This window comes from Brevundimonas bullata, assembly GCF_014207965.1.
Lineage (GTDB): Bacteria > Pseudomonadota > Alphaproteobacteria > Caulobacterales > Caulobacteraceae > Brevundimonas > Brevundimonas bullata_A.
This window is the reverse complement of the sequence record NZ_JACHLM010000007.1, coordinates 26,058-41,736: the sequence shown is the minus strand read 5'-3', so window position 1 is coordinate 41,736 and position 15,679 is coordinate 26,058. Positions and strand designations below refer to the sequence as shown.

Here is a 15,679-nt window from a genome sequence, read left to right as displayed (position 1 = left end):
CTCGTGTTTCCGGCCGGGGGCGTGGTCTTACGTCCCCGGCGTTTCGTTGGCACAAGGGATCAAGGCCTCTGAGGGGAGGCCATGGCCGTTAGAGCCGCCTGAGGAAACACCATGAACAGAGCCCGCCGCGCGCGCATCGTTGCGACCCTTGGACCCGCGAGCCGTTCACCGGCGACCGTCAAGGCGCTGGCTCAGGCTGGTGTGGATGTCTTCCGCCTGAACTTCAGCCACGGCTCGCACGAAGACCACGCCGCCAACTTCAAGGCTGTGCGCGGGGCCGAGATGGCGTTGAAGCGCCCGCTGGGCATCCTGGCCGACCTGCAGGGGCCCAAGCTGCGGCTGGGCCGGTTCGCCGATGTCGAGATCGCCATCAAGCCTGGCCACAAGATGCGCTTCGACCTGAACCCCGAGCCGGGCGACGAGACGCGGGTGCAGATGCCGCACCCGGAGATCTTCAAGGCCCTGCGCACCGGCATGCTGCTGCTGATCGACGACGGGCGCATCCGCCTGCGGGTCGGGGAACGCTCAGATGAGTGGGCCGACGTCACGGTCGAGAGCGGCTCCAAGCTGTCGGACCGCAAGGGCGTGGCCGTGCCCGAGGCCGTCATTCCGGTGTCGGCCCTGACGCCCAAGGACCGCGAGGATCTGGCCTTCGCGCTGCGCCTCGGCGTCGACTGGGTGGCCCTCAGCTTCGTGCAGCAGGCCGAGGACATGGCCGAGCTGAAGCGGATCGTGAACGGGCGCGCGGCCTGCATGGCCAAGATCGAGAAGCCCCAGGCGCTGAACGATCTGGAGAGCATCCTCGACTACTGCGACGGCGTGATGGTCGCGCGCGGCGATCTGGGCGTGGAGATGGAGCCGGAAGAGGTGCCGGTGGCCCAGAAGAAGATCCTGCGCGCCGCCCGCCAGCGCGGCGTCCCCGCCATCGTCGCGACCCAGATGCTGGAGTCCATGACCAGTTCGCCGGCCCCGACGCGGGCCGAGGCGTCCGACGTGGCCAACGCCGTCTATGAGGGGGCCGACGCCCTGATGCTGTCGGCGGAGACGGCGTCGGGCGACTATCCGATGGAGGCGGTGCAGATCATGAACCGCATCATGGAGCGGGTGGAACGCGACCCCCTGTGGCCCGGCCTGATGGACGCCGAGCACGCGGGCATGGACATCCACGACGTGGACGCCCTGGTGGCGGCGGCGAGGAAGGCCGCCGAAGCCGCCTCGACCGCCTGTATGGTGGTGTTCACGACCCTGGGCGGCACGGCGCGGCGGATGTCGCGCGAGCGGCCCTTGCAGCCGGTGCTGGCCCTGACGCCCAAGCCCGAGACGGCGCGTCGTCTGGCCCTGGTCTGGGGACTGGAGCCGCGTCTGGGCGAGCAGCCGACCTCGCTGGAAGGCCTGACCGAGGATGCGGTCGAAAGCGCCATGATCTATGGCCTGGCCGAGGCCGGTCAGCGCATCCTGATCCTGGCCGGAACGCCTTTCGGCGCGCCGGGGGCCGCGAATCTGTTGCGTCTGGCCCATGCTCCGGCCCATGTTCCGGGAAAGGTGAAGCGCGGCTAGGACTGAGGTATTAATCCTCCCCTGTGCAGCGTCAGCGAAACGGGGGAGGGGGACCGCGCAGCGGTGGAGGGGGCGACCCCAAAACGCAGAGCCCGGCTTCCGCCCCCTCCACCATCCTTCGGATGGTCCCCCTCCCCCGCAAAGGGACGGGGGAGGATCGGAGAACGAATGATCAAATACATCGGCTCAAAGCGTGCGCTTCTGGGCCATGTCACGGGTGCGGTGCGCGCCGCCCTGCCGGACGGCGGCGCGGTCTGCGACCTGTTTTCCGGCTCGGCCCGCGTCGGCCACGCCCTGAAGGGGCAGGGGTTCCGCGTCTGGTCCAACGACCACAACGCCTATGCTCACACGCTCGCCACGGCCTATGTCCAGGCGGACCGTGAGCGCTGGGAGACGCAGGCCCAGGTGATCCTGACCGAGCTGCGGGCGGTCACGCCCGAGGCGGGCTGGTTCACCAAGGCCTTCTGCGAGGACGCCCGCTTCTTCCATCCCGACAACGGCGCCCGCATCGACGCCATGCGCGCGCGGATCGAGGCCATGGGGCTGGAGCCGGAACTGAAGGCCGTGGTTCTGGTCGCCCTGATGGAGGCGGCGGACCGGGTGGATTCCACGGCCGGCTTGCAGATGGCCTATATGAAGCAGTGGGCGCCGCGCGCGTTGAAGCCGCTGGAGCTGCGGCTGCCGGACCTGCGGCCGGGCGTGGCGGAGGGGGCTTGCCGGGCGACGCAGGGCGACGCGGTGGAGATCGCCGATCAGGTCGAGGCTGACCTCGTCTATCTGGACCCGCCCTATAACCAGCACTCCTATCTGGCCAACTACCACTGCTGGGAAAGCCTGGTCCTGTGGGACAAGCCGGAGACCTACGGGATCGCCAACAAGCGGATCGACGTGCGGACCCGCAAGAGCCCGTTCAACAGCCGCCCCGGCATCGGCCCGGCCCTGCAATCCGTGGTCGAGCGACTGCAGACGCCGAACCTGATCGTCAGCTTCAACGACGAGGGCTATCTGAGCCGCGATGACCTGACCGCCATGCTGTCGGCGCGCGGCCATGTGCAGGTGGTCGAGATCGCGCGGCCCCGCTATGTCGGCGCCCGCATCGGCATCCATAACCGCAAGGGCGAGAAGGTCGGGGCCGTCGGGCGGCTGCGCAACGTCGAGCATCTGTTCGTCGTGACGCAAAAGCCACTGGTTCTGCCGGTCGCCGCCTGACGCGGAACCAAGGCGCGGCGACGTGGTTACCGGCAGCATGAGCATGCCGTCCCATCGCCGATCTTCCCAGGATGCGCCTCCTCGCCACCGGGCTTCCACCGGTCTGCCCAACTGGGCGATCATGCTGGCGGTGGCGGCGGTCGTGCTGGTGATCGCCCTGCTGGTTGGCGGGGCTCTGGGCGTTTAGGCGTTTTCCCCCTTCGTCATCCCGGAAGCGGCGCAGCCGCCATCCGGGACCGCAAGAAGCGCTGACCCTAGAGTGTGCAGCGGTCCCGGCTCTCCGCTTCGCTGCGGCCGGGATGACGGTCGCTTTTTAAGCCGCTTCCAGCAGAGCCTTGATCGGCGCCCAGCTGCGGCGATGCGCGGGGCAGGGACCGAGGGTCTTCAGGGCCTGCTGGTGGATGGGGGCGTTATAGCCCTTGTGGCTGGCGAAGCCGTAGCCTGGATAGGTCGTATCCATCTCGATCATCAGCCGATCACGCGCCGTCTTGGCCAGGATGGAGGCCGCCGCGATCGACAGGGAGCGGCTGTCGCCCTTGACCACGGGCGTCACCGCGCAGGGCAGCTTGAAGCGATAGTTGCCGTCCACCAGGGCGTGAACCGGCGCATGGGCCAGGGCCTCGACCGCGCGGCGCATGGCCAGGCCTGTGGCGTGCAGGATGTTCAGCTCGTCGATCTCCTCGACCGAGGCGAAGCCGACGCCCCAGGCCAGGGCGCGGGCCTTGATCTCGGGTTCCAGCGCGGCCCGGCGCTTTTCGGTCAGGGCCTTGGAATCATCGATACCGGGCGGCAGGTCGTCGGGGTTCAGGATCACCGCCGCGGCCGACACCGGCCCGGCCCAGGGCCCGCGCCCCGCCTCGTCCACGCCGCAGACGTGACCGTTCCAGGTCGCGCGGGCCTCAAGCTCCAGCATCAGGGTGGGGAAGGGACGGTCGATCTTGGCGGAGGCTTTGGACGGCTTCATCACGCGTCAGTGCCACGAACCTCTGCGTGGCGGAAGCACGTCGTCTGGTGGTCGTTGACCATGCCGACGGCCTGCATGAAGGCGTAGGTGATGACCGGGCCGCAGAATTTGAAGCCGCGCGCCTTCAGAGCCTTGGCCATGGCGACGCTTTCGGCGGTCTGGGTCGGGGCCTCGCGGAAATGGCTCCATTGGTTCACCAGCGGCTGTCCGTCGACGAAGGACCAGAGCCAGGCGGAGAAGTCCTCGCCCTTGTCCCTCATCTCCAGCCATATCCGGGCGCCGTTGATGGCGGCCTCGATCTTGGCGCGTGAGCGGATGATGCGCGGGTCGGCCAGCAGGCGGGCGCGGTCGGCGTCGTCGTAGCGGGCGATGATCTCGGGATCGAAGCCGTGGAAGGCCTCGCGCATCCCCTCGCGCTTTCTCAAGATGGTGATCCAGGCCAGTCCGGCCTGAAAGCCGTCCAGCACCAGCTTCTCCCACAGGGCGCGGGGATCGTACTCGGGCACGCCCCATTCGGTGTCGTGATAGGCGATGTAGAGCGGGTCGGTCGTCCCGCACCAGCCGCAGCGGCCCTCGGCCTTTTCGGATTCGGTCATGGGAGGATGTTGCTGGAATGTTCTGGTGGCGCAAGGGCGAAAGCAACAACCCCCGTCATCCCGGAAGCGGCGTAGCCGCTATCCGGGACCGCAAGAAACGCGGACGGTCAGCGTCTTGGGCGGTCCCGGCTCTGCGCCTCGCTCCGCGAGGCTCCGGCCGGGATGACGGAAGGAGGGGTGACGCGAAAAGGCCCGGCGTTTCCGCCGGACTTGTCGCTTGGTCGAAGGCGAAACCTACAGCCGCTCGACCGTGAAGCCGCGCGCCTTCAGCATGTCGATGAGACTGTCCTGATCGGCCAGGTGAGCGGCGCCGACGGCGACGAAGGCGCTGCCGGAGCCCTTCATCATCGTCTCGATCTGGTCGGTCCAGTCGGCGTTGCGGACGATCAGGGCGGCGCGGTGGACGTCTTCGTGGATGTCGCGGGTGTCGAGGCGGTTGAGGCGTCCGACCTCGGCGGCGTCGCCCTTGAGCCAGGCGGCGACGGTCTGATCCAGCTTGGGCACGATCTGGCCGCCGTGGCGGACATAGTTGTTCAGATAGGCGATCTGGGCCTCTTCGCTCATGCCGGCGATCAGGCGTAGCTGGATGTCGGCGGTCTCGAAGCCGTGGATGGTCTTGCCCTCGGCGCGGGCCCGCTCCATCAGGGTCTTGTCCACCCCGGCGTCGGGGCGATAGCCGGCCTGAAGCGGCGCGGTGCCGGCGACCACGAAGGCGGCCAGCCAGGGGCGATAGGCGTCCATGGCCGCGCCGCTGGCGCCCACGCCCTGGGCGGCCTTGTCGAAGGCGGCGAAGTTCTCGGCCGACAGGATCGACGACAGGGGGCGGTCGGGGGTGACGCCGTGCTGCTGGGCCACCCGGGCGGCGACGGTGGGATCGTCCTGATCGGCGACCTCGACCCAGAACTGGTCGGCTTCGGCGAAGGCGGCGTCCACCTTGTCCGAACCCCAGGCCGTGCCGGGGCGCAGATAGTGGATCGTGCCGAACAGATAGACGGTGGAGTCCGCGTCCTTGACCACCCACAGCGGCGGACCGGCGCCCTCGGCGCGGGGGATGGGGGCGGCAGCGACAGCGACAGCGGCGGCGTTCTGGGCATGGGCGGCGCCGGGGAAGGCGGCCAGCACGGCGCTGGCGGCCAGGGCGGCGCAGGCGCCGAAGGCCAGGCGCGAGACGTGATTGGCCGTACGGCCCATGCGGTTGGCGAGGGTCATTGGATCGTCCTTGGATTGCGGGGTGTCTGGAAAGGGCGCCGATCAGGTCGGCGAATACGTCAGCCGGAGGGCTGAAAGATCAGTGCGGGGTCGAGACAGCGGCGATGACAGCGGCGGGCTGGCTGTGGCCGAAGGTGGGGACGGCCTCGATGGCCGTGGCGATCAGGAAGGCGCCGCAGACGCCGAGAGCGAAGCCCGAGAAACGTTCGACGATGGCGGAGTAGAGGTTGAACATGGGTCTGATCCTGAAAATGAGCTGTGGGGCTTAGTGGGCGGCGACGGAGGCGGCGGGAGCGTCGAACCAGGCGGCGGCCTGGCCAGGGCTGGGGATCAGCATGACGGCGAGGCTGATCAGCAGGGCGCCGCAGACGCCCAGGGCGAAATCGGAGACGTGTTTGGCCGCTTGGCCCATGCGGTTGGCGCAGGTCATTGGTTAGTCCTTTGAATGTCTGTGTGTTTTGAGGATTGGCGAGCGCGGGGCTCGCCGAAATCACTGAACGAAGATGGCTTCGATCGGTCGGCCGAAGAGGCGGGCGATGCGGAAGGCCAGGGGCAGGGAGGGGTCGTAGCGGCCCTTTTCCAGCGCCTGGACGGTTTGACGGGAGACGCCGAGTTGTTCAGCGAGATCGGCCTGGGTCCAGTTGCGCTCGGCGCGGCAGACCTTGAGGCGGTTGACGAACTCGCTGGTCATCGGCGGGCCATCCACCAGCCGCACCAGGCGAGGCCGTAGCCGACGGCTTGCGCTGCGAAGACGCCCAGCACGCCGGTAGCGACCAGGGCCGCGTCCGAGCGCTGCACAAAAGCGGGCAGCAGGTTCACGTCCAAGCCCATCAAGGTCGCGGCTACGACGCCGGCGCCGCCAACGACCAGGCCCAAGTTGCCGCCCCACCACCAGGCCCACTTGTGGGCTTCCTTGGCGGCTTCATCGAGGGCGCGCCACCAGTGGAGGCTGTGGATGGCCGAGAAGACGGCGACGGCGGCGGCCAGGAGGACCACGCCCAGTTGCGGGGCGTTGCCCAGTTGGGCGGGCCAGAAGGGCGTGGCGACGGTCAGGCCGGAGGAGACGACCACCAGAGCGCACAGGCCCACGGTCAGGTCGTCCATCTTCTTCTTGTTGGCGGCGGCGGCCTTGGTTGCGGTGTTCATGGCAAGCTCCCCTGTCTCTGTGACAAGTGAACTTTACCAACGCCGCGTTCTTCGTCAAGCGACTTTTACATCATGACAAGCAGATTTTCCGTTTTCCTGAAGTTAGCCTTGAAATTCAGGGATCCAGATCGGCTTTTCGACGGTGACAGCGCGGCCATCGACGCTCAGATCGCCCTCCAGACGGTCTAGACGCATCAGGGCGATGGCGCGCCCGTCGGCGCCCGTCATGACCTCGCCGGCCCGAAGTTCGCCGTTCAGCACCTCTGCGCCGCGCTCGGGGGCGGGGCCGTCAAAGGCGATGGCCATCATGCGGTTCTTGATCGTGCCGCGCCGCTTCATGCGCGAGGTCGTCTCCTGACCGATGAAGCAGCCCTTGTGGAAGTCGATGCCGTTCAGCAGGTCGAAGTCGGCCTCGATGGGATAGGTCTTGTCCAGCAGCGTGTCCGCCGTGGGATCGGGCACGCCGAGGCTCAGGCGGTGGGCCTGCCAGTCGGCCTCTGTCGCGTCGGTCTCGCATTGATCGCCCCAGCGGCGACCGCCGAGCGCGGGCAGGCGGGGGTCGGGGATGAAGCCCTCGGAGAGGTCGCCGCCCCAGGCGACGAAGACGGCGTCGGGGATGGGCATGACCTCGACGTTGGAGCGCAGCCGATAAATCGACAAACGCTGGACCAGGGCGTCGCGCCGCTCGGCGGCGACATCCAGGACCACGCCGTTCTCCTCGCCCCAGATGAAGAGGTCGAACAGCAGCCGACCGGGCGGGGACAAAAGCGCGCCGAAGCGCAGGGCGCCGGGTTCCAGCGTCTCCACGTCCTGAGTCAGCAGGTTGTGAAGGAAGGGGCGGGCGTCAGGGCCGGTGACGCGGATCAGGGCGCGGCTGTCGAGGCGGGCGATGGACATGCGGCCAAGATAGGGAGGAGGAGGCCTTCACACCACCGCATACCGCGCCGTGACGCCGTCGGGCTGAAAGTCATGCTCGGCCAGCTTGTCCAGCGAGGCGACGACGCGCGCGACGAAGTCCTGAGGATCGCCCTCCTCGACGGCGGGACGCAGCCAGTCGGTGACGACGGCGCGGGCCGGATAGGTCCCGACCGGACCAGGCACGCTGAGAGCCACCTCGATCCCCTCGGCGATCCAGCCGGCGACCGTGGCGAAGAAATCCATGCCCGTCAGGAAGTCGGAGCGGCGCACGACATAGAGGGTGATCTCGCCGCGCTCGACGCCGTCGGGGCGGATGATGACGCCGCTGCGGTCGGGCCGCCAGTCGTCGGACAGCTCCACCGCGCGCCACAGGCAGAACCAGACGCGGCAGGTCTGGGGCCGGACCTCATGCACCGAGCAGCCCGCGCCGTCGACGCAATAGCCGCACAGCTCGCCTGTCGGCTTGGCCAGTTCGGGCAGGTTCAGCGGGATCATGCGGCAGCACTCGACGCAGCCGCCGCAGGTCCGGTCGGGCAGAAGGGGAAGGCTCATGACGCGGCCTTAGCCTATCGCGTTCGGAAATGCGCCCGCCGATCCGAGGTCAGAACCACAGACCCGCCGCCAGCCCGATGGCCGTGATGGCCATGCCGCCGACGAGGCTGATCGCATAGAGGGCGATCAGGGCGACCAGGGCCTTGCCGACACCGGGCCCCGTCGTCCGATACCAGCGACCCTTGCCCATGCGCAGGAAGGTGGCGATCCCCATCACCCACATGGCGATTGAGGCGATCAGGGCGGCCCATCCCTGACCGTAGAGCAGCCAGGATATCGGCAGGAGCAGCAGGGTCCAGGCGTTGAGGAAGGCGAAGCCGGCGCGCAGTCCGCGGCGCCAGCCGAGGTTCTCCGGGTCCCACCAGCGCAGCAGGGGCGCGATCGCCATGACGTATAGCGCCGACAGCAGGGGCACCATGAACAGCGTCATCCACCCGTCGGCGTCGGCCAGGAAGGCGTCGCGGCTCTTGCCCGAGGTTTCGATCAGCGGGTTCAGCATTTCGGGGGGCAGGGCGGTGATCATGTGACCCGATCCGCCGCTGAGGAAGAGCGCCAGCATGAGAATGGCGTTGAGCGCCAGGTAGAGGCGCAGAGGCCGGGCGTAGAGCCCGCCGCCCGTCGCGCCCAACGTCATCCAGCTTTCGAGCACGATACGAGGGCGGAGCAGGAGATCGCGCACGGTGCGCAACTCCGTCGATCCGAAGCCCAGCGCGTCTTCGGACAGGTCGTGGACAGTCTGTGCCGGCGTCGGCTTGGCCGACTGTTCCTGTTCGCTCATGAGGTCCCCGCTGCTTGCCGCATGGATCGCATCGCGCCCGTGGGAGCGCAAGGCGGGACTGTGGTCAGGACAGCAGCCAGCCGAAGGCGAAAACCAGGCAGGTCGAGAGGGTGAACCCGCCCAGGCCCCAGAGCCCGGCGCGCACGGCGCCCACGCCGTCCAGACGCATCAGCCAACGCTGCTGGATGACCAGGTACCAGAGGGTGGTGGCCGCGATCACGGCCAGCCCGGCCAAGGTGGCCGTCTCGCTGGGATAGCGGATGCCCGCGGCGCCCAGGCTGACCAGGATGGCGGTGGCGCCGGAGAGGTAGCACTGGGCGAAAAACGGCGTGCGCAGGGTTTCGCGGTCGATCCGCTTCCTCTCCAGCTTCAGCGAGATCCAGGCGAAGGCCAGGTGAACAGCAGGGCGCAAAGGCCAGCGGTCAGGGCGAACTTCGCTCACGGAACCCGCGTCACGTCTTATCTACGCTGAATTCCGTAGAGAATCCCTCTAGGGTCGTCTCATGCATGGGCGTTTCCCGATCCTCTATATCGCCGAGGCGGACGCAGAAGACGCGGTCCTCTCGTCGGGGGCGCTCGCCCATCTGGTCGAGGCCATCCCGCAGGCCACCTTCACCGTCGTCGGTTCGGCGGCCAGCGCCCCCCTGTTTGCGGACCTGCCTCGGCTGGAGCGGCTGATCGTCCTGGACCGCGACGGGCGCTGGGACTGGATCGCCCTGTGGAACCAGGTGCGCGAGACCCACTGGGGTCTGGTGGTCGACATGCGCGGCTCGACGCTGTCGGGCAAGCTGCGGCGCCAGAAGCGGGCGGTGAAGGGCAAGGTCTTGCCCGACGTCCATCTGGTCGAGCAGGCGGCGCGGGTGCTGCAACTGGACGAGATTCCGGCGCCGAAACTGTTCGTCGGGCGCGACACGCAGGAAGCCGCCGACGCCCTGATCCCGCCCGGCGACGGCCCGATCCTGGCCATCGGGCCGGGCGTGGACTGGATCGGCAAGCGCTGGCCGGCCGACCGTTACGCCAAGGTCGCCCTGTCGCTGCTGGGCGAGGGCGGACCTCTGGCCGGGGGGCGGCTGATGATCGTCGGCGAAGAGGCCGACCGCGACGCGGCCCACTCGATCCGCTTCGCCGTCAAGCGCGAGCGGGTGATCGAGCTGCAGGGGCGGCTGACGCGGCTGCAGACGGTGGCGGCCCTGTCGCGGGCGGACTTCTATATCGGCGGCGACTCGTTGTGGACCCAGTTGGCGGTGGCGGCGGGCGTGCCGGCGGTGGGGGTGTTCGGTCCCTCGGACGAGGCCCTGCGTCGTCCCTGGACCGGGGTGGCGGTGCGCGGCCCGCGCAGCCTGCAGGAGTTCATCGACATGGACCCGCGCCTGAACCAGCACATCCAGCACATGATGGACCTGCCCTATGAGCGGGTGCTGAAGGCGTCGAAGAAGCTGCTGGCGCAACTGGCCGACTGACCCTTCCTGAGTGGGCGAGGGGTTGTCCCATGAGGCGTCAGGCGCGCATAAGCGCCTCGACCTCAGGAGATGCGCCAATGACCCAGACCTATGACCTGATCGTGCGGGGCGGCGAAGTCGCCAACCATGCTGGACGCGGCATGGCCGACGTCGGCGTCATCGACGGGCGCATCGCCTTCATCGGCGACCTGAGCCAGGCGTCGGCGGGCGAGGTGTTCGACGCCACGGGCCTGACCGTCCTGCCGGGCGTCATCGACACCCAGGTCCATTTCCGCGAGCCGGGTCTGGAATGGAAGGAAGACCTGGAGACCGGCAGCCGCGCGGCGGCTCTGGGCGGCGTTGTCGCCGTGTTCGAGATGCCGAACACCAACCCCAACACGACCGATCCCGAAACCATGGCCGACAAGCTGGTCCGGGCCAACAACCGGATGTGGACCGATCACGCCTTCTACGTCGGCGGCACGCATGAGAACGCCGAGCATCTGGCCGATCTGGAGCGCCTGCCGGGCTGTTGCGGGGTCAAGGTCTTCATGGGGGCCTCGACCGGCGACCTGCTGATCGCCGACGATGAGGGGGTGCGCAAGGTCCTGTCGAACGTGCGCCGCCGCGCCACCTTCCACTCTGAGGACGAATACCGACTGGTTGAACGGCGCAGCCTGGCCCGCACCGGCGACTGGACCAGCCACCCCGAGGTCCGCGACGCCGAGAGCGCCATCATGTCCACCCGCCGTCTGGTCGGGCTGGCGAAAGAGACCGGCGCGCGCATCCACGTCCTGCACGTCACGACGAAGGATGAGATGGAGTTCCTGCGCTTCCACAAGGATGTCGCCACCGTCGAGATCACGCCGCAGCACCTGACCCTGGTCGCGCCCGAGGCCTATGAACGCCTCGGCGCCTACGCCCAGATGAACCCGCCGATCCGCTCGCAGGAGCATGTGGACGCCCTGTGGTTGTGGGGCATGCAGCAGGGGGTGGCCGATGTGCTCGGCTCGGACCACGCGCCGCATACGAAGGAAGAAAAGTCCAAGCCCTATCCTGCCTCGCCGTCGGGTATGCCGGGGGTGCAGACGCTGGTGCCGTTGATGCTGACCCACGTGGCCGAGGGCCGTCTGTCGCTGGAACGCTTCATCGACCTCACTTCCGGTGGAGCGCAGCGCGTGTTCGGTACGGCCAACAAGGGGCGAATGGCGGTCAGCTATGACGCCGACCTGACCGTCGTCGACCTGAAGGCGAAGAAGACCATCACCCACGACCAGCAGGCCACGCGCTGCGGCTGGACCCCCTTCGACGGCTTCGAGACCACGGGCTGGCCGGTGGCGACCATCGTGCGCGGCCGGGTGGTGATGAAGGACGGCGAACTGATCGGCCAGGCGCACGGCCAGCCGGTGCGGTTCCAGGAAACGCTGGCGGGGTGACCAGCCCCAAACCCCAGCTTGGTTTGATCGGCTTCGGCGCCTTCGGACGGCTGACGGCCAAGCATCTGTCGCCGTGGTTCGACATCCTCGCCCATGATCCGGCGGTCAGCGACGGCGAGGGGCTAGTGCGGCTGACCCCGCTGGAGGAGGCCGCCGCCTGTCCGGTGGTGGTGCTGGCTGTGCCGGTCGGGGTTCTGGCCCAGACGGTTGAGGCCATTGCGCCGTCCGTGACGCCGGGCGCCCTGATCCTCGACGTGGGGTCGGTGAAGGTGAAGCCGGCGCAGGTCATGCTGGACGGCCTGCCCGAGGGCGTGAGCATCGTCGGAACCCATCCCCTGTTCGGGCCTCAGAGCGGCAAGGACGGCATCGCGGGCCTGCGCATCGGCGTCTGTCCGGTGCGCGGCGACAAGGCGGCGTGGCGCGTGGCCGCCTTCTGCCGCAAGGCATTGGGTTTGAAGGTCTTCGTCGTCACGCCCGAGGATCACGACCGCGAGGCGGCCACGGTCCAGGGCCTGACTCACCTGATCGCCAAGGTTCTGCTGGCCATGGAGCCCCTGCCGACGCGGATGACCACGGCCAGCTTTGAGCGCGTCATGCAGGGCGTCGACATGGTCCGCCACGACAGCGCGGCGGTGTTCCGCGCCATCGAACACGACAACCCCTACGCCGCCGAGGTGCGGCGGCGGTTCTTCGACCTGGCTGAGCAGGCGAGGGCGGAGCTGGACGGGTAGGGCGCGACAATCTCCCTCCCCCTCATGGGGAGGGTGGCTGAGCCGTCAGGCGAAGCCGGGTGGGGGCGCTTCGGCAACTCAAGCACCGCGTTCCGTATCGCCATGCCCTCCCCACCCGCTCGCCGCTTCGCGTCGACCACCCTCCCCATGAAGGGGAGGGAGAGGTGTTTGCCTACTTCAACACAAACCCCGCCACCGCCTCGACCACGCCGGGGGCCAGGGGCAGGGCCGGATCCATATAGGTCGCGATGTTGGCGGCGCGGTCGGCGGGCGCGGTTTTCAGCACGTGGTTGACGCCGTCCCAGACGACGAGCGTGGCGCGGGGCTGGGCCGCCTTGATCGCTTCGGCGTCGGCCACCGTGACCTGAAGGTCCGTCGTGCCTTGGCCGATGAAGATCGGGCCGTCGTAGGCGGCGGCCAGCCTGGCCGGGTCCAGCGTCAGCCAGGAGATCAGGTAGGGCTGGACTGAGGGGCGGAACAGGGCGGCCAGTTCGGCGGGGGGATCGGCCACGGTGCGGCCGGCTTCAAGCTCGGCCAGGACCTCATAGGCGCGGGCCTTCAGCGGTTCGGGCAGGCCCGCCGCCAGCTGTTCGCGCAGCACCACGCCCGCCGGACGCCCCGCGCCGGATAGCAGGACCAGGCCGCAGACCTTGTCGTCGCCGTTTGCGACAGCAGCCAGGGCGACCAGCGCGCCCTCGCTGTGGCCGATCAGCCAGGCGCAGGGCTGGCCTGTCTTGGCCGCCGCCTCGGCGGCCCAGGCGCGGGCGTCGTCCGCATAGGCGTTGAAACGCAGGTCGGCTTCGGCGGGACCGGCGGCGCCGCTTTCACCTATGCCGCGCTTGTCGATGCGTATCGTGGCGACACCGCGCTCTGCCAAGCCCTCGGCCAGCAGACGCAGGTTCGACGCCCGGACGCCGAACTGGGCGCTGTTGCCGTCACGGTCGGTGGGCCCCGAGCCGGGCAGGATGACGGCGGCGGCGCGCGTCTGGCCCTCCGGCGTCAGCAGGGTTCCGTGCAGGGGCGCTGGGGTCGAGGCCAACTGGACCGGCGTCGAAACCGGCGAGAGCAGCAGGGCGGCGGCGAGGGTCAGCATGGTCGTCTCCGTCTTGAGAGAGGTGAAATCAGAAGGGTTGCCGGTCGGGGGCGGTGCGCCAGACGCGCCAGCTCTCGAACCCAGACCAGACGGCGGCGATCAGAACAGCGGCGAGCAGGGTGATCATCCCGGCGGGTTGCGGCGCAAAGGGGCTGGCGATCAGGCCGGCGGCCCCCAGCCAGAACATCAGGCGGCCGGCCAGACGGTTGGAGCGGTCCCAGGCCAGACGCGACTTGTAGGCCCAGGGCGTCTTCACCCCGATGAAGGGGTTGGGGCTGACGCGGCCCAGGACCGCGCCGGTGATCAGCAGGATGAATGCGGTGAAGGCCATGGCGACGCCCGGATGGCTCACCCCCGACGCGGCGGCGGGACCGAGGCTGGCCCAGGCGATGAAGGCGGCGACCGCCCCCATGATCAGGACCGAAAGCCATTGCCCGCGTTGAAGCCCCTTGCGGCGGACCGGGTCCGCGACGGACGCGGCCTGACGGCCGGTCATCCAGGCGACCAGCAGGTTCAGCAAGGCCAGTCCCGCCAGAACCGCCGCGACCTCGTAGCGACTGCCGTAGCGATTGGCCTGCCCAGCGGCGTCGAAATGCACAGGGATCGGCGTTTCGGGGCCATAGATTGCGATCCAGACCGCGCCGGTCAGGATCAGAAGCGAGACGATGGCGGCTGCCGTGTCGGCCAGGGTGGGGTTCTTCATCATGGCGCTTTGTCCTCCTCATCCGTTTTGCCTGTTCCGCTCAGGTCCATCAGGAAGGCCAGGGCCTCCTCCACCGCCGAGATCTCCAGCCGATAGCGGATCGACTGGCCCTCGCGTTCGGTGCTGACCAGTTCGGCCTCCTTCAACGCGTTCAGGTGTCCGGTGACCGTCGGCCAGCTCATGTCGAAGGCGGCTGCGATGTCGCCCGAGGACAGCGGGCCGGAGCGCAGCATGGCGATGATGCGTCGCCGCACCGGATGCGACAGGGCTTTGAACAGGCTGTTCATAGGGAGAGGGCTAATTAGGAAAAGCCCTAAATGCAACCCGTGTTCGTTTGGGGTGTTGAAGGCCTCCCGATCAGGAAACTCCTGCCGATCCCGAAGAAGCCTGCATCAGGAGACCGATCTGCGATCAGGCCGCGGAACCGGCCATCACCCCAGGTTGGAACCCCAGCGCGCCTGTGCGGGCGGATAGGGCGTCGGCGCCGACCAGGCGTTCGAAGGCCGGTCGGGCCAGGGCGTAGCCCTGGATCAGCGTGGCGCCCAGGTCTTCCAGCGCCCGCAGTTCGTCCTGGGTTTCGACCCCTTCGCAGATGGTCTGGATGCCCAGGTCGGACATCAGGGCGAGCATGGATTTGACAATCTTCTGCTTGGCCTGATCGCGGTCGATGTCGCGGATAAGCTCCATATCCAATTTGACGATGTCGGGCTGGAATTTCGACAGCAGGCCCAGACCGGCGTAGCCGGCGCCGAAATCATCGATCGCCGTCTTGAACCCCATGGCGCGGTAGGTGCGCAGAATATTCAGCAGGTGGTTGGTGTCGAGCTTCTCGTCCTCGGTGAACTCGAAGATGATCCGGTCGAGCGGAAAGCCGGTGCGCATGGCCGTCGCCAGCGTCAGGCGAATACAGGCCCGCGGCTCATAGACCGCATTGGGCATGAAGTTGATCGACAGCCGCGCGCCGTCTCGCGGCAGGTCCAGGGCGGTGGCCATTTCGATGGCCTTGACCCGGCACTGCTGGTCGAAAGCATAGCGGTTGTCGTCCGCGACCTGGCTCAGAACCGAATAGGCGCCTTCGCCAGCCGCGCCGCGCACCAGGGCCTCGTGCGCGAAGATCGTCTGGTTGGCGATATCGACGATGGGCTGGAAAGCCATCGAGAAGGGCAGATCGAATCCGGCGCCGTCGCGGCAGCCCTCGCATCCCGTCGCCATCCGCTCACGCTCCCTACTGGTTGGATATATGCGTAGGGCTGAGCCTCTTTACGAAATCTTGCAGTCGGCGGCGGCGGGCTGAAAAAATGAACAGGATGCAGACCGAAACGCCAGACGAAACAAGCACGTTTCCTTA

The 15,679-nt window shown here is 68.3% G+C and carries 21 protein-coding genes; 6 read left to right on the top strand and 15 right to left on the bottom strand.

The features are described from left to right. Nucleotides 1-111: 111 nt before the first annotated feature. The 3 genes from pyk (at nucleotide 112) to HNP51_RS16990 (ending at nucleotide 2,953) form a co-directional block, all read left to right on the top strand. Nucleotides 112-1,557 (top strand): pyruvate kinase, encoded by a 1,446-nt coding sequence (gene pyk / locus HNP51_RS17000; RefSeq protein ID WP_184273514.1) that lies wholly within the window; start codon nucleotides 112-114, stop codon nucleotides 1,555-1,557. Nucleotides 1,558-1,725: 168 nt separating this feature from the next. Then, nucleotides 1,726-2,766, top strand: coding sequence for a DNA adenine methylase (locus HNP51_RS16995; RefSeq protein ID WP_184273517.1), 1,041 nt, complete (start codon nucleotides 1,726-1,728; stop codon nucleotides 2,764-2,766). 37 nt (nucleotides 2,767-2,803) lie between these two features. Next, nucleotides 2,804-2,953 carry a hypothetical protein gene (locus HNP51_RS16990; protein ID WP_184273520.1) on the top strand — a complete coding sequence of 50 codons (150 nt, stop codon included), beginning with the start codon at nucleotides 2,804-2,806 and terminating at the stop codon, nucleotides 2,951-2,953. 126 nt (nucleotides 2,954-3,079) lie between these two features. Here the strand turns inward: HNP51_RS16990 and HNP51_RS16985 are convergent, their stop codons facing one another. The 11 genes from HNP51_RS16985 to HNP51_RS16935 all read right to left on the bottom strand — a co-directional run bounded on the left by HNP51_RS16985 (nucleotide 3,080) and on the right by HNP51_RS16935 (nucleotide 9,371). Beyond that, the gene (locus HNP51_RS16985) at nucleotides 3,080-3,730 is read right to left on the bottom strand and encodes a ribonuclease HII (protein ID WP_409360136.1); all 651 of its coding nucleotides are present in this window, start codon (nucleotides 3,728-3,730) and stop codon (nucleotides 3,080-3,082) included. After that, nucleotides 3,730-4,326: a DNA-3-methyladenine glycosylase I gene (locus tag HNP51_RS16980; RefSeq protein WP_184273523.1), complete on the bottom strand. Its 597-nt coding sequence runs from the start codon at nucleotides 4,324-4,326 to the stop codon at nucleotides 3,730-3,732. The genes HNP51_RS16985 and HNP51_RS16980 overlap by 1 nt, the downstream gene beginning before the upstream one ends. A 234-nt stretch (nucleotides 4,327-4,560) precedes the next feature. Next, entirely contained in the window at nucleotides 4,561-5,535 is a 975-nt protein-coding gene (locus HNP51_RS16975) for a TraB/GumN family protein (protein WP_184273527.1), read from the bottom strand. A gap of 79 nt (nucleotides 5,536-5,614) precedes the next feature. Further along, nucleotides 5,615-5,770, bottom strand: a complete 156-nt coding sequence (locus HNP51_RS16970) for a hypothetical protein (protein ID WP_184273530.1) — start codon at nucleotides 5,768-5,770, stop codon at nucleotides 5,615-5,617. A 30-nt stretch (nucleotides 5,771-5,800) separates the two neighbouring features. Next, entirely contained in the window at nucleotides 5,801-5,965 is a 165-nt protein-coding gene (locus HNP51_RS16965; protein WP_184273534.1) for a hypothetical protein, read from the bottom strand. Nucleotides 5,966-6,025: 60 nt separating this feature from the next. Beyond that, nucleotides 6,026-6,226, bottom strand: coding sequence for a helix-turn-helix transcriptional regulator (locus HNP51_RS16960; RefSeq protein WP_184273537.1), 201 nt, complete (start codon nucleotides 6,224-6,226; stop codon nucleotides 6,026-6,028). Further along, on the bottom strand, nucleotides 6,223-6,681 hold the full coding sequence (locus tag HNP51_RS16955) for a hypothetical protein (protein ID WP_184273540.1): 459 nt from the start codon (nucleotides 6,679-6,681) through the stop codon (nucleotides 6,223-6,225). Before HNP51_RS16955 ends, HNP51_RS16960 begins: the two co-directional genes overlap by 4 nt. 102 nt (nucleotides 6,682-6,783) lie before the next feature. Continuing rightward, the gene (locus HNP51_RS16950) at nucleotides 6,784-7,578 is read right to left on the bottom strand and encodes a folate-binding protein YgfZ (RefSeq protein ID WP_184273543.1); all 795 of its coding nucleotides are present in this window, start codon (nucleotides 7,576-7,578) and stop codon (nucleotides 6,784-6,786) included. Nucleotides 7,579-7,605: 27 nt separating this feature from the next. Beyond that, the gene (locus HNP51_RS16945) at nucleotides 7,606-8,151 is read right to left on the bottom strand and encodes a hypothetical protein (protein ID WP_184273546.1); all 546 of its coding nucleotides are present in this window, start codon (nucleotides 8,149-8,151) and stop codon (nucleotides 7,606-7,608) included. A 49-nt stretch (nucleotides 8,152-8,200) separates the two neighbouring features. After that, nucleotides 8,201-8,929: a hypothetical protein gene (locus HNP51_RS16940; RefSeq protein WP_184273549.1), complete on the bottom strand. Its 729-nt coding sequence runs from the start codon at nucleotides 8,927-8,929 to the stop codon at nucleotides 8,201-8,203. A gap of 64 nt (nucleotides 8,930-8,993) precedes the next feature. Then, a complete protein-coding gene (locus HNP51_RS16935; protein ID WP_184273552.1) occupies nucleotides 8,994-9,371 on the bottom strand; it encodes a hypothetical protein in 378 nt (125 codons plus the stop codon). Between the two features lie 61 nt (nucleotides 9,372-9,432). On the opposite strand from HNP51_RS16935, the gene HNP51_RS16930 reads away from it, so the two are divergent. The 3 genes from HNP51_RS16930 to HNP51_RS16920 all read left to right on the top strand — a co-directional run bounded on the left by HNP51_RS16930 (nucleotide 9,433) and on the right by HNP51_RS16920 (nucleotide 12,535). Further along, a complete protein-coding gene (locus HNP51_RS16930) occupies nucleotides 9,433-10,389 on the top strand; it encodes a glycosyltransferase family 9 protein (RefSeq protein WP_184273555.1) in 957 nt (318 codons plus the stop codon). A 77-nt stretch (nucleotides 10,390-10,466) separates the two neighbouring features. Continuing rightward, nucleotides 10,467-11,804 carry a dihydroorotase gene (locus HNP51_RS16925; protein WP_184273558.1) on the top strand — a complete coding sequence of 446 codons (1,338 nt, stop codon included), beginning with the start codon at nucleotides 10,467-10,469 and terminating at the stop codon, nucleotides 11,802-11,804. Then, nucleotides 11,801-12,535: a prephenate dehydrogenase/arogenate dehydrogenase family protein gene (locus HNP51_RS16920; protein ID WP_184273561.1), complete on the top strand. Its 735-nt coding sequence runs from the start codon at nucleotides 11,801-11,803 to the stop codon at nucleotides 12,533-12,535. Before HNP51_RS16925 ends, HNP51_RS16920 begins: the two co-directional genes overlap by 4 nt. A 172-nt stretch (nucleotides 12,536-12,707) precedes the next feature. Here the strand turns inward: HNP51_RS16920 and HNP51_RS16915 are convergent, their stop codons facing one another. The 4 genes from HNP51_RS16915 to HNP51_RS16900 form a co-directional block, all read right to left on the bottom strand. Further along, nucleotides 12,708-13,628, bottom strand: a complete 921-nt coding sequence (locus HNP51_RS16915) for an alpha/beta hydrolase (RefSeq protein WP_184273564.1) — start codon at nucleotides 13,626-13,628, stop codon at nucleotides 12,708-12,710. Nucleotides 13,629-13,656: 28 nt separating this feature from the next. After that, the gene (locus tag HNP51_RS16910; RefSeq protein WP_260398573.1) at nucleotides 13,657-14,334 is read right to left on the bottom strand and encodes an SdpI family protein; all 678 of its coding nucleotides are present in this window, start codon (nucleotides 14,332-14,334) and stop codon (nucleotides 13,657-13,659) included. Then, the gene (locus tag HNP51_RS16905; protein WP_184273567.1) at nucleotides 14,331-14,618 is read right to left on the bottom strand and encodes a metalloregulator ArsR/SmtB family transcription factor; all 288 of its coding nucleotides are present in this window, start codon (nucleotides 14,616-14,618) and stop codon (nucleotides 14,331-14,333) included. Before HNP51_RS16905 ends, HNP51_RS16910 begins: the two co-directional genes overlap by 4 nt. A 124-nt stretch (nucleotides 14,619-14,742) precedes the next feature. Further along, the gene (locus HNP51_RS16900; protein WP_184273569.1) at nucleotides 14,743-15,543 is read right to left on the bottom strand and encodes an EAL domain-containing protein; all 801 of its coding nucleotides are present in this window, start codon (nucleotides 15,541-15,543) and stop codon (nucleotides 14,743-14,745) included. Nucleotides 15,544-15,679: the final 136 nt, after the last annotated feature.